Source organism: Aurantiacibacter flavus (genome assembly GCF_039710615.1).
Lineage (GTDB): Bacteria > Pseudomonadota > Alphaproteobacteria > Sphingomonadales > Sphingomonadaceae > Alteraurantiacibacter > Alteraurantiacibacter flavus.
In genome coordinates this window covers 160460-172400 of sequence record NZ_JBDLBR010000003.1, presented here as the reverse complement: position 1 = coordinate 172400, position 11941 = coordinate 160460, and the positions used below count along the sequence as shown (strand labels likewise).

The window sequence follows — 11941 nt, the reverse complement described above, 5'->3', positions numbered from 1 at the left end:
CTCAGCCGATCACGATGGTCGTGTCGGTGGTGAACTCATAGGTCGGCACTACCAGGTTGCTGGGTGCGGGACCTTTGCGAATGCGCGCGGCGGTATCGTAGTGCGAGCCGTGGCAGGGGCAGAAATAGCCGTTGAACTCGCCTTTGTTCTCGCCCTCGGCAGCGCCCAGCGGCACGCAGCCGAGGTGCGTGCACACGCCCATTACGACGAGGATGTTCTCGTGCCCTTCGATCGTGCGCTCGGCCAGAGTCTGCGGGTCGCGCAGGCTGCTGGCATCAACATCGTTCGCAGCCTGGATCTCGGCGGCGGTCAGGTGACGGACGAAAACCGGCTGTTTGCGGAACACGGCCTTGATCGACTGGCCTTCTTCAAGCGAAGAGATATCGAGCTCGGTCGAGCTTTCCGCCAGCACGTCGGCGCTGGGCGCCATCTGCGAAACCAGCGGAAGAAGGCAGGCGAGGCCGCCTACGCCAGCCGCAGATACTGCGGCAATCTCGATAAAATCGCGACGGCGAACGCCATCTTCGCTTGCGGCCCCAATTGCTTCTGAGTGCGCGTCTGCGGTGCCAGTGCTAGCCATTACCCTGCCTTGCCTGCCGACCCGCCTCACCGACCTTGTGTCGTGCTCGCGGATCGAAAAGTAACCCTGAAGCCGCACGCGACCAGATGTGCCCCGGATGCGACTTGGCGCGGCTGATAGACCAGCAAGGCGCGCCTGCCAAGCCGCGATTTGGGGCAAATTTCGCCTCAAAAGCCGCAGAACTGCGAGCCTTTCGCAATAAAGCCCTTTGACCGGGGGTCAGGTCGGGCAGGCGATCAGCGAGAACTGGCGCCCATAGGTCGGCTCGCCCCGATGAGTGGCCCGGCGGAACGAGTGAAAAAGCGATTCCTCGACGTAAGTATCGCGCGCGAGATCCTCGATCCGGCCCACACCCGCCGACTCCAGCCGTCCGCGCACATAGGCGGGAAGATCGAACTGGTAATGATCGGGCGCGCCCGGCGTAAACAGTGCCGCGTTGGCCGCATCATGCTCCACCAGACGCTCGCGGAAGGCCCGGTCGACCTCGTAACTCTGCTGCGCGATGGTCGGCCCGATTGCTGCGACGATGTTGTCACGACTCGCCCCTGCGTCGATCATCGCCGTGACGGTCGCCTCGAGCACACCGCCAAAGGCACCGCGCCAGCCAGCATGCGCCGCACCCACTACCGCCGCCGCGTGGTCGGCCAGCAACACCGGCGCGCAATCGGCGGTGACCACGGCCAGCACGAGGCCGGGTCGGTCGGTCACCAGCGCATCGGCCTCCGGCAGATCGTCTCCGGCGAACGGCGCCTCGACAAAGACCACGCGCGGCGAGTGGACCTGCTTAACGCGCACCAGCTCGGTTCCAGCCGCGATTCGGGCCGGATCGGGCTCGCCTTCGTGGCCAATCCCGGTGAGGAACCCGTGCGGCACGCCCGCCAGCGCCTCGGAGCGCAGGATTTCGCGTGGGTCAGCCAAGGCTGCGGGCCACCTGCTCTTGCGTATCGCGCGACAGGTTGCCCGCAGCCGCGATACGCTCAAGCTGCGCCCGCATCTTCTCAGCGCGCGCGGGCTCGATCCGGCGCCACCGACCCAGCGGCGGCACGAACCGCGCTGCCGTTTGCGGGTTGATCGGATCGAGCGCCAGAATAAGGTCGGCGATCATCGCATAGCCCGAGCCATCGGCGGCATGGAACGCCTGCGGGTTCACCGCCATGGCCATATAGAGCGAGCGCACACGGTTGGGATTCGACAAGGTGAAGTCGGGATGCTCGGCCAAGTCCCGCACGTGCTCGAGCACCTTGGGGTGAAGCGAACCCGCCTGCAGCGCGAACCACTTGTCGATCACCAGCGCGTTGCCCTGATAACGGCGATAGAAGTCGAGCAGCTTGTGCGTGCGCTCGGGGCTGTCGAGCCCGGCCAACACCATCAGCGCGCCCTGCCGGTCGGTCATGTTGTCGGCTGCATCATATTGCTGCGCGGCAAGCTTGGCCGCCCTGGCCGGATCGCTCGCGGCCATATAGACGAGCACCTGCGTCTTTACCTTGCGTGCGCCACTGGCCTCGGCATCGAGCGTGAACTCCACCTTGGCGGCGCGCTCGTAAAGCGCGGCAAAATCGTCTGCCAGCTCGGTGCCGAGATAGGCGCGCAGGGCTTGCCGTTCGGCATGGATCGCGCCCGGATCGGCCACGGTCATCTGCTCGGCGAGATAGCCCTCGCCCGGCAGCACCAGCAATTCACCGCGCATCAGGTCGTCAAGCGCTTCGTCGCGCAGCACCGCGCCCAACGCCCCGGCGATGTCGGCGCGACCCGCGGCGCGCTGGGCCTCATCGAGCTTGCCCCCGATCACATCGACAAGGTGGCCGACCACCAGATTCTGCATTGCTTCGTAACGAGCGAAAGGATCGTCATCGTTCGCGGCGAGGAAGACCAGTTCCTCGCGCGCGACTTCGCGTTCGATCGAGACCGGCGCGGAAAAGCCGCGATTGATCGAGAGTGCCGGGGGTGCGGCAAATCCCTCGAAGGCAAAGCTCGACTCTTCGGTGTCGAGCACCAGCAGCTGCTCGTCGCCGCGCTCGCCCGTCGCGCGGTCGAACAGCGCGACCTTGAGCGGAATCGGCATCGGGCGCTTGTCCGGCTGGCCGGGCGTCGGCGGTACGACCTGCGACAGATGCAGGGTCACCGTGTCGCCTGCGTGGACAAGTTGCGCGCGCACCTTCGGGGTGCCCGCCTGCGAATACCACAGCCGGAACTGCTTGAGATCGAGCCCCGCGCCATCCTCCATTGCGCGGACGAAATCCTCACAGGTGGCCGCCTCGCCATCGTGGCGGTCGAAATAGAGGTCGCACGCTTTGCGGAACGCTTCCTCGCCAAATTGCGCTTGGGCCATCGTGCGCATCATGCGGATGACTTCTGCGCCCTTGTTATAGACGGTGGCGGTGTAGAAGTTCGAAATCTCGCGATAGGAATCGGGCCGGATCGGGTGCGCCAGCGGGCCGGAGTCCTCGGGAAACTGCGCCGCGCGCAGCACCCGCACATCCTCGATCCGCTTCACCGCTTCGGAGCCCATATGCTGGCTGAACAGCTGATCGCGCAGGACGGTGAACCCCTCTTTTAGCGAGAGCTGGAACCAGTCGCGGCAGGTCACGCGGTTGCCCGACCAGTTATGAAAGTATTCGTGCGCGATCACCCCCGCCACCGCGTCGAAATCGGCATCGGTGGCGGTTTCGGGGTCGGCCAGCACGTACTTCGTGTTGAAAACGTTGAGCCCCTTGTTCTCCATTGCCCCCATGTTGAAGTCGCTCACGGCGACAATGTTGAACACGTCGAGATCGTATTCGCGGCCGAACGTTTCCTCGTCCCAGGTCATCGAGGCCTTGAGCGAATCCATCGCATGGCCGGTGCGCGGCAGGTCGCCCTCGCGGACATAGATGTTCAGCGCCACCTCGCGCCCGCTCATGGTGGTGAAGCTGCTCGAATTGGCGACCAGATCGCCCGCCACCAGCGCGAACAGATAGCTCGGCTTGGGCCAGGGGTCGTGCCATTCGGCCCAGTGGGTGCCGTTGTCACCTTCGCCACTCGCCTCCGGGTTGCCGTTGGACAGCAGCACCGGGAAGGTCGCCTTGTCGCCGCTCATCCGCACGCGATAGGTCGAGAGCACGTCGGGCCGGTCGGGGAAGAAGGTGATGCGGCGGAAACCCTCGGCCTCGCATTGGGTGCAGAGCATACCCGAAGAGGCATAGAGCCCCATCAGCTTGGTGTTCTTTGCCGGGGCAACCTGCGTGACGATCTCCAGCTCATGCGCGTCGCCGGTGAGCGGCACGATCAGGTCGTCGCCATCGCGGTGCCAGTCGTTGACGACCTCGCCATCGACCTTGACGCTGAGCGGCTCCAGCTCGTCGCCATTGAGGCGGATCGTCTCGGCTCGCGGGGCCTTGGCATTGCGGGCAAGCGTGAGGCGCGCGGTCACTTGAGTCGATTCGAGACCCAGATCGAAGTCCAGCGCCACTTGCGGAACCAGCCAGCCGAAGGGCTGATAGTCCTCGCGGCGGATCGCCACGGGATCATGGGGTTCGGGAGCGGCGTCAGCCATGTCGGGGGTGGGGGCAATATCCATGGGGATGATCTAGGCACTTTCGCTGCGACGTCGAGGGGGTATGAGGGTCGAATGACCCGATTGCTTGTATTCGGACTCGGTTACAGTGCGAAACGCATCGCCGAGCTTGCGGTTTCCGCCGGTTTTTCGGTGAGCGCGACAGGGCGCGATGGCGATATCGCTTTCGGCGATGCCGATGCGGTGCTGACGGCCTTGCGCGAGACGGATCTGGTGCTGTCTTCCGTCCCGCCGGGCGACGAGGGCGACCCGGTTCTCGCCCGCTATGCCGAGGCGCTGGAAGGCAAACGCCTCGCCTATCTGTCTTCCACCGGCGTCTATGGCGACACCGGCGGGGCATGGGTCGATGAAAGCGCGCCCATCGGCACGGGCCGCCGCACCAAACGCGCCGAGGCCGATACGCACTGGCTCGCCTTGGGCGCGCGGGTGTTCCGTCTGCCAGGGATTTACGGCCCCGGCCGGAGTGCCTTCGAGCGGGTCGCCAACGGCAAGGCGCATCGGATCGACCTGCCGGGGCAGGTGTTCAGCCGGGTCCATGTCGAGGATATCGCCCAAGGCGTGATGGCCGGATGGCAGGCCGCGCCGGGTGCCTACAACCTCGCCGACGACCTCCCTGCCAGCCAGAACGCGGTGATCGAAGAGGCCTGCCGCCTGATGGGCCGCGAGCCGCCGCCCTTGGTGTCGCTCGACGCGGCTGGGTTGTCGCCAATGGCGCGCGGGTTCTACGCCGAGAACCGCCGGGTGGCGAACGGCAAGGCGAAGCGGGTGCTCGGGTTCCAGCCGCTTTACCCGACCTACCGCGAGGGGCTCAGGAGCCTGCTTTGACCTGCCGTCCGCGTAGCGCCACCAGCAGCCCGACCAGCGCCAGCGCCCCGCCCGCGATGGCCAGCGCCGACCAGCGGTAGTCTTCCAGCACGGTCGAGACCGCCATCGCGACCACGATCACCAGCACGCCGTTATAGGCCGCGCGGCCCGCGCCAAGCTTGCGCACCAGATCGTAATAGAGCGGGAAGGTGACGACCGAACCGACCAGCGCCAGCCATGCGGTGCCCAGCCAATAGGCCGGATCGCGCGGCACTTCGGGCACACCGAACAGCACAAGCGCGATGGCGGCATCGAACAGCACACCATAAAGCATCGCCCAGGCGAGCAGGCTCACCAAGGGCACGTCTTTGCCTGCGGAGCCCGCCTGGATCACATTGGCAATCGAGGCCGAGAGCATAGCGGTCAAGGCGAGCACGGCCCCCAGAGCGACATTGCCCCCGAGCGGCGCGGTGTGCGCCTCGTTCAGCAGCAAGAGCGCAATTCCCGCCAGTGCGATCACGCTGCCGACCATGAACCGCACGGTAATCGCCTGCCCCAACAAGACCCGCCCGAGTATCGCATTGGGCACCAGCATCATCCCGATCAGCAGTGCCACGATGCCCGAAGTCAGGTGCAGCTCGGACCAGTAGACGAACATGTAATTCCCGCAGAACTGGAACAGCCCCATCAGCACGGCCAACCGATGCGCGCGCCCCGGCATGGCAAGCCGCTTCCTCATCGCCAGCGCCAGAGCGAACGTGGCAGGCGTGGCCAGAACGAACCGCCATGTCACCGACCATGCGGGCGGCACTGCGGCAATCTGGGTAGTGATCACGAACCAGGTCGAACCCCAGATCAGCGCCACCAGCAAAAAGGGCAGCGCAATCGCAGGACGCAGCAGGGTGTGCGGCGGGGTCTCGCTCATAGACGGGCGATGGCGCGGCCAAGCGCCTCGGCGTGCTCGGGCCGGGTGTCCCAGGCGGCGACGATCCGCACGTGGGCCTCGTCCCAGTCGTAAAAGGCAAAGCCTTCGGCGCGCAGCACAGCGCGCTCTTCGGCGCTGAGACGGACGAACAGCTCGTTCGACTGGTGCGGGTACAATAGCCGCTCCGCCGCGCCCTCGGCTACCAGGCCCGCCGCCGCGTTGGCCTTGCGGGCAAGGTCGAGCCACAGGTCGCCCTCCAACATGGCCAGCAGTTGCGCGGCCATGAACCGGCCTTTCGAGCGCAGGTGTCCCGCCCGCTTGCGCCGCCAGCGCACGAGGTCGGCCTGCGCCGGATCGAACAGCACGATCGCATCGGCGTCCATCGCGCCGTTCTTGGTGAAGCCGAAGCTGAGCGCCTTGGCCGGACCTGCTGCCTCAGCCGGCGTGCAGCCGAGAAAGGCCACCGCATTGCCGAATCGCGCGCCGTCCATGTGCAAGCCGAGGCCCAGCCGCGAGGTCACAGTGCCGATATTGGCCAGCTCAGCCGGGCTATAGGCCAACCCGAATTCGCTCACCTGCGTGATCGACACCGCCTGCGCCGGCACCTGATGCACCCCGCGCGTGATGCCTGCCGCCACCGCCTCGATGGCCTCCGGGGTCAGCTTCGCGCCCTCGCCTTTCGCCAGCAGCAGCTTGGCCCCGTGCAGGTAAAATCCCGGAGCGCCGCATTCGTCGCGCTCGATATGGGCGTTCTCCTCGCAGATCACCCCGCCGTGCGGCTCGACCAGCGTGGTGAGCGAGAGGCAGTTGGCCGCCGTGCCCGTGCCGACCCACAGCGCCGCGCAGTCGCGCCCGAACAGTTCGCAGAATGCTGCGTCGAGGCGCTGGCTCAGCACATCGTTGTCATAGGGAGCATCCGGAGCGTCGGCAGCCTGCATCGCCGCCCAGACCTGCGGATGGACGCGCGCGGCATTGTCGGAGAGGAACTGCATGGAACGCCCATAGGCCTCCGCCCGTTGGACGCAAGAAGGAGCATTCCCGCATGAGCGACAGCATCGAAATCACCCACGACGACCAGACCACCCACGGCACCTATTCGGCCCCGGTCGAAGGCGCAGACAAGCCCGCCGTGCTCACCTGGACCGCGCGCGGCGAGGCGCGAATTGCCGAGCACACGTTCACTCCGCCCGCGGCACGCGGAAAGGGCATTGCCCTGGCGTTGGTGAAGGAGATGGTTGCCGACGCCCGCGAGCACGGTTTCACGATCGAGCCGCAGTGCCCCTATGTCGAGGCGCAATTTCGCAAGCATTCGGACTGGGCCGATGTGCGCGCCGAAGTGCCCAGCTGACAGGATATTTCGCTGAGTCGTGGCCAGGCTGCGGCAAGCTCCGGATAGCCCGGAAGACTTGTTCGTTGGTTAGGTGAAGGCATTGAAAGAAAAGATCTTTCCTTGCCCACCAAACTCGAGGAGAGAGCCATGACTCAGACCAGCAACACAACGCAATTTTCGGACACCGAACTTTCGCAGCGCCGTGAATTCGACCGCTCGCGTCCGCGCGAACGCGATGCAAGCAAGGATCTCATCGGCTCGGATCGTGTCGAAGGGACCGATGTTTATGCCACGGACGGTGAAAAGATCGGACACATCAAGAAGCTCATGATCGGCAAGCGTTCCGGCCGCGTCGAATATGCGGTGATGAGCTTTGGCGGTTTCCTCGGCATCGGCGAAGATCACCACCCGCTCCCGTGGGAAGCGCTGGACTACGACGAATCGGTAGGCGGCTATGTCGTGAACATCGACAAGGATCGCCTGCGCGAGGCGCCCCGCTATTCCGAAACCGATGAACCGACCTATGATCAGGAGTTCGGCCAGAGAATCTATGCCTACTACGGCGTTCTCTACTGATCATCTTTGACCTCACAAACACAAAGGCCCCGATTTTCCGGGGCCTTTTTGCGTCTGCCATGTGGGAGAGGGATCGTTCGGCAGGTGATGGTGCTGCTGGGGAGGATTGAACTCCCGGCCTCACCCTTACCAAGGGTGCGCTCTACCACTGAGCTACAGCAGCGTCGCCATCAAGCGAAGCAGGCGCGCGCTATTGTCGCGACGGAGGCGAAAGTCAAGGCAAGCTTGAGCCTGCGCAGCAATCAGGCCATGACATAGGCCATGAGTGGTAAACAAACTCGCGAGGAACGGCTCGCGGAAAAACTGCGCGAGAATTTGCGGCGCCGCAAGACGCAGAGCAAGGCCCAAACGCGCGCCAGCGCGATTCGCGAGGGGACAGAGACCGAGAGGCCCCTTCCAAACGACGGCGCGGGCCGCTAACGCCCTGCCTTCGCTGATTTAGTCCCCGCAGGAGATTTACGCCCGTGCCCACCCTGATCCTCGTCCGCCATGGCCAGAGCCAGTGGAACCTGGAAAACCGCTTCACCGGTTGGTGGGACGTCGACGTGACCGAAAAGGGCGTGGCAGAAGCGCGCGCGGCAGGTCAGTTGCTGAAGGAGAAGGGCGTGCTGCCTACGCGCGCCTTCACCTCTGTGCAGAAGCGCGCGATCAAGACGCTGCACCTGGCGCTCGAAGAATGCGACCGCCTGTGGATTCCCGAAACCAAGGACTGGCGCCTGAACGAGCGGCACTATGGCGGGCTGACCGGTCTCAACAAGGCCGAGACCGCCGAGAAGCATGGGGAGGAGCAGGTCAAGATCTGGCGCCGCAGTTTCGACGTGCCGCCGCCGCCGCTCGAAGCGGATAGCGAATTCGATCTTGCTGGCGACGCTCGTTATGCCGGGATCGATGTCCCCAATACCGAAAGCCTGAAGCTCACGATCGAGCGGGTGATCCCCTATTGGCAGGAAGAGATCCTGCCCGAACTGGCTAAGGGTGAAACGGTCATTATTTCCGCGCATGGCAACAGCTTGCGCGCGCTGGTGAAGCATCTCTCGAACATTCCCGACGATGAGATCACCGGGCTGGAAATCCCCACCGGCCAACCGATCGTCTACGAGTTCGACGCCGAGTTGAATCCCGGCGAGTACTACTACCTAAAGGACGCTTGAGGTCGATGGCCGCACCCAAAGTCGCAATCGTAATGGGCAGCCAGTCCGACTGGCCGACCATGCAGCTCGCCGCCAATGTGCTTGACCAGCTCGAGGTCGCCTACGAGGCGCGGATTGTCTCGGCGCACCGCACGCCCGACCGCTTGCACGCCTTCGGCAAGGGCGCGGCGGGTGAAGGCTTCGAGGTGATCATTGCCGGGGCCGGTGGCGCTGCGCACCTGCCGGGCATGGTGGCCGCACTGACCCACCTGCCGGTGCTTGGCGTGCCGGTGAAGTCACGCGCCCTGTCGGGCCAAGACAGCCTGCTTTCGATCGTGCAGATGCCCGCCGGCGTTCCGGTCGGCACGCTGGCGATTGGCGAGGCGGGCGCGACCAATGCCGGGCTGATGGCCGCCTCGATCCTCGCACTGACCGACGAAGGCCTGCGCCAGCGTCTGATCGACTGGCGCGCCGCGCAGACCGACGCGGTCGCCGAGAAGCCGGTCGACTGACGCGGATGCTCGCGCCCGGCAGCACGATCGGCATTCTCGGCGGTGGCCAACTCGGCCGGATGATGGCCATGTCCGCTGCGCAGTTGGGCTATCAGGTCCACGTCTTCGCGCCCGACGACCACTCGGTCGCCGCCGAGGTCTCAGCCGCGCATACGCGCGCCGACTGGAGCGATGGCGCCGCCATGGCCGCCTTCGCCGATGCCTGCGACGTGATCACCTACGAGTTCGAGAACGTGCCGGTCGCCCCGCTGCTGGCGCTCGATCAGGCAAAGCTTGCGCCGGGGCCGCGTGCACTCGAAGTGGCGCAGGACCGGCTGAACGAAAAGAGCTTCGTCAGCGAACTTGGCGGCACCCCCGCACCTTTCGCGGCAGTCGATTCAATGGCCGACCTCGATGTCGCGATAGAGCGGATTGGAACGCCCGCCATCGTGAAGACCCGCCGCGACGGTTACGACGGCAAGGGCCAGTGGCGCATCGCCAGCGCCGCCGATATCTCCGCCAGCGAAGTCGCCGCCACCGCGATGATCTACGAAGGCTTCGTGACCTTCGAAGCGGAGTTCTCCGTGATCCTCGTGCGCGGACGCGATGGTGAGGTGCGCTTCTGGGATTCGACGCACAACACGCATGAGCAGGGCATCCTTGCCCATTCGGTGCTGCCCGCCCCCGCCATTGTTGGCGAGCAGGTGAGCGAGGCCCGCGCGCTGGCCCAGCGCATCGCCGAGGCGCTGGGCTATGTCGGCGTGATGACCTGCGAATTCTTCGCCACCGCCAACGGCCCGGTGTTCAACGAGATGGCCCCGCGCGTCCACAATTCGGGCCATTGGACCATCGAGGGCGCCGTCACCAGCCAGTTCGAGAACCATGTGCGCGCCATCGCCGGGCTGCCGCTGGGCGATACGTCCGCCGTTGCCGAGAAGATCGTGATGGACAACCTGATCGGCCCCGAAGCCTTCGCTATCGCCCGCCATCTGTCCGACCCGCGCGCGCACCTGCATCTCTACGGCAAGCTGGAAGCACGCGAAGGGCGCAAGATGGGCCACATCACGAGGGTCGGATAATGGCACGGCAAGTTCTTTTCGTCGTCGCACGCGCGACCAACGGTTGCATTGCGCGCGACGGGCAGGTGCCCTGGGCAATCAGCGAAGACCTCAAGCGCTTCAAGCGGCATACCATGGGCAAGCCCATGATCATGGGCCGCAAGACCTTCGAGAGTCTGCCAGGCCTGCTTCCGGGCCGCCGCCACATCGTGCTCACGCGCCAGAGCGACTGGCAGGCTGAAGGCGCGGAGGTGGCGCACTCGCCCGAGCAAGCGCTGGCATTGGCCGGAGATGGTGATCTCTCGGTGATCGGCGGAGCAGAAATCTGGCAGGCCATGCGGGACTATGGCACCCACTTCGAATTGACCGAGGTCTTCGAAGACACTGAAGGCGACGTGTTCATGGATGCTCCTTCCGCGGCCGAAGGCTGGCGCGAGGTTGCGCGCGAAAGCCGCCCTGCCGCAGGGGGCTTTCCAGCCTACGACTTCGTCAGCCTCGAACGTATCGGCGCGGCGTGATCCGGCTCGGCCATCGCGATCCCTTGCCCGACAGTCTGCGCGGCGCGGTGTTGGCGCTGGGCAACTTCGACGGGTTTCACCTCGGCCACCAGAAGGTTGCCGAAGAAGCGGTCAGCTGGGCGCGCGCCGAGGGCCGCCCCGCCATCATCGCCACCTTCGACCCGCACCCGGTGCGCCACTTTGCGCCGCACGTCCCGCCGTTCCGGCTGACCACGCTCGACCAACGCGCCGAGCTGTTCGCTGCAGCAGGGGCTGACGCGATGCTGGTGTTTGATTTCGACGAGGAACTGGCGACGATGCCCGCCGAAAGCTTCGTGCGCGATCTGCTCGCTGGCCGAATCGGTGCCGCGGGCGTGGTGACGGGTGAGGACTTTACATTCGGCAAGGGCCGCGGCGGCAATGTGTCGGTGCTGCGCGACATCGGCACCACCTGCGGGCTTGGCGCGCGTGCCGTCGCGCCAGTCTTGCTCGACAATCAGGTGGTTTCCTCGAGCCGCATCCGCGACGCGCTGAAGGCGGGCGAATGCGACGTGGCAGCACGCCTCCTCACCCGCCCCTTCGCGATTCGCGGCGAAGTGGTGCATGGCGACAAGCGCGGCCGCACGATCGGCTTTCCCACCGCCAACATGGACATGGGGCACTACCTGCGGCCGCGCTACGGGATCTATGCCGTGACCGGGCAAATCGTGTCGACCGGGCAGGAACTGAAAGGTGCGGCGAACCTCGGCGTGCGCCCCAGCTTCGATCCGCCACGCGAGGTGCTCGAACCCCATTTCTTCGACTTTTCGGGCGATCTCTATGGGCAGGAGATCGAGGTTGCCCTGCACCATTTCCTCCGGCCCGAGGCGAAGTTCAACAGCCTCGATGCGCTGGTGGAGCAGATGACGGCCGATTGCGAGCGGGCGCGGGTGCTGCTTTCCGACTCACGCGGAGACGCGGAGACGCGGAGGTAAAAGTGGTTGCGGCGGAGCCGCTC

Annotated in this window: 13 protein-coding genes and 1 tRNA gene; 8 read left to right on the top strand and 6 right to left on the bottom strand. The window is 65.5% G+C overall.

Translation table 11 applies throughout. From position 1 onward, the window contains the following. Position 1: 1 nt before the first annotated feature. The 3 genes from petA to pepN all read right to left on the bottom strand — a co-directional run bounded on the left by petA (position 2) and on the right by pepN (position 4136). Positions 2-580 carry a ubiquinol-cytochrome c reductase iron-sulfur subunit gene (gene petA / locus ABDJ38_RS09890; protein ID WP_346784936.1) on the bottom strand — a complete coding sequence of 193 codons (579 nt, stop codon included), beginning with the start codon at positions 578-580 and terminating at the stop codon, positions 2-4. 219 nt (positions 581-799) lie between these two features. Next, the gene (pgeF, locus tag ABDJ38_RS09885; RefSeq protein ID WP_346784935.1) at positions 800-1498 is read right to left on the bottom strand and encodes a peptidoglycan editing factor PgeF; all 699 of its coding nucleotides are present in this window, start codon (positions 1496-1498) and stop codon (positions 800-802) included. Further along, the gene (gene pepN, locus ABDJ38_RS09880; protein WP_346784934.1) at positions 1491-4136 is read right to left on the bottom strand and encodes an aminopeptidase N; all 2646 of its coding nucleotides are present in this window, start codon (positions 4134-4136) and stop codon (positions 1491-1493) included. The genes pgeF and pepN overlap by 8 nt, the downstream gene beginning before the upstream one ends. Positions 4137-4187: 51 nt before the next feature. Here pepN and ABDJ38_RS09875 point away from each other — a divergent pair, with 51 nt between their 5' ends. After that, on the top strand, positions 4188-4958 hold the full coding sequence (locus ABDJ38_RS09875; RefSeq protein ID WP_346784933.1) for a Rossmann-fold NAD(P)-binding domain-containing protein: 771 nt from the start codon (positions 4188-4190) through the stop codon (positions 4956-4958). Here ABDJ38_RS09875 and ABDJ38_RS09870 read toward each other — a convergent pair. Both ABDJ38_RS09870 and ABDJ38_RS09865 read right to left on the bottom strand, forming a co-directional pair. Beyond that, positions 4942-5862 (bottom strand): DMT family transporter, encoded by a 921-nt coding sequence (locus ABDJ38_RS09870; RefSeq protein ID WP_346784932.1) that lies wholly within the window; start codon positions 5860-5862, stop codon positions 4942-4944. The genes ABDJ38_RS09875 and ABDJ38_RS09870 overlap by 17 nt on opposite strands. Then, entirely contained in the window at positions 5859-6854 is a 996-nt protein-coding gene (locus tag ABDJ38_RS09865; RefSeq protein WP_346784931.1) for a threonine aldolase family protein, read from the bottom strand. The genes ABDJ38_RS09870 and ABDJ38_RS09865 overlap by 4 nt, the downstream gene beginning before the upstream one ends. Positions 6855-6904: 50 nt before the next feature. Here ABDJ38_RS09865 and ABDJ38_RS09860 point away from each other — a divergent pair, with 50 nt between their 5' ends. Both ABDJ38_RS09860 and ABDJ38_RS09855 read left to right on the top strand, forming a co-directional pair. Further along, on the top strand, positions 6905-7210 hold the full coding sequence (locus ABDJ38_RS09860) for a GNAT family N-acetyltransferase (RefSeq protein WP_346784930.1): 306 nt from the start codon (positions 6905-6907) through the stop codon (positions 7208-7210). A 129-nt stretch (positions 7211-7339) separates the two neighbouring features. Then, positions 7340-7768 (top strand): PRC-barrel domain-containing protein, encoded by a 429-nt coding sequence (locus ABDJ38_RS09855; protein WP_346784929.1) that lies wholly within the window; start codon positions 7340-7342, stop codon positions 7766-7768. Between the two features lie 88 nt (positions 7769-7856). On the opposite strand, the gene ABDJ38_RS09850 is transcribed toward ABDJ38_RS09855, so the two are convergent. Beyond that, positions 7857-7931: transfer RNA gene (locus ABDJ38_RS09850), tRNA-Thr, on the bottom strand. A 301-nt stretch (positions 7932-8232) separates the two neighbouring features. Here ABDJ38_RS09850 and gpmA point away from each other — a divergent pair. The 5 genes from gpmA to ABDJ38_RS09825 are packed head-to-tail and all read left to right on the top strand — an operon-like array spanning position 8233 to position 11918. Beyond that, complete coding sequence (gene gpmA, locus ABDJ38_RS09845; protein WP_346784928.1) at positions 8233-8919, top strand: 2,3-diphosphoglycerate-dependent phosphoglycerate mutase; 687 nt, start codon at positions 8233-8235, stop codon at positions 8917-8919. 5 nt (positions 8920-8924) lie between these two features. Then, the gene (gene purE, locus ABDJ38_RS09840; RefSeq protein ID WP_346784927.1) at positions 8925-9410 is read left to right on the top strand and encodes a 5-(carboxyamino)imidazole ribonucleotide mutase; all 486 of its coding nucleotides are present in this window, start codon (positions 8925-8927) and stop codon (positions 9408-9410) included. Positions 9411-9415: 5 nt separating this feature from the next. Next, positions 9416-10468, top strand: coding sequence for a 5-(carboxyamino)imidazole ribonucleotide synthase (locus ABDJ38_RS09835; protein ID WP_346784926.1), 1053 nt, complete (start codon positions 9416-9418; stop codon positions 10466-10468). Next, positions 10468-10965, top strand: coding sequence for a dihydrofolate reductase (locus ABDJ38_RS09830; protein WP_346784925.1), 498 nt, complete (start codon positions 10468-10470; stop codon positions 10963-10965). Before ABDJ38_RS09835 ends, ABDJ38_RS09830 begins: the two co-directional genes overlap by 1 nt. After that, complete coding sequence (locus tag ABDJ38_RS09825) at positions 10962-11918, top strand: bifunctional riboflavin kinase/FAD synthetase (RefSeq protein WP_346784924.1); 957 nt, start codon at positions 10962-10964, stop codon at positions 11916-11918. Before ABDJ38_RS09830 ends, ABDJ38_RS09825 begins: the two co-directional genes overlap by 4 nt. Positions 11919-11941 lie beyond the last annotated feature (23 nt).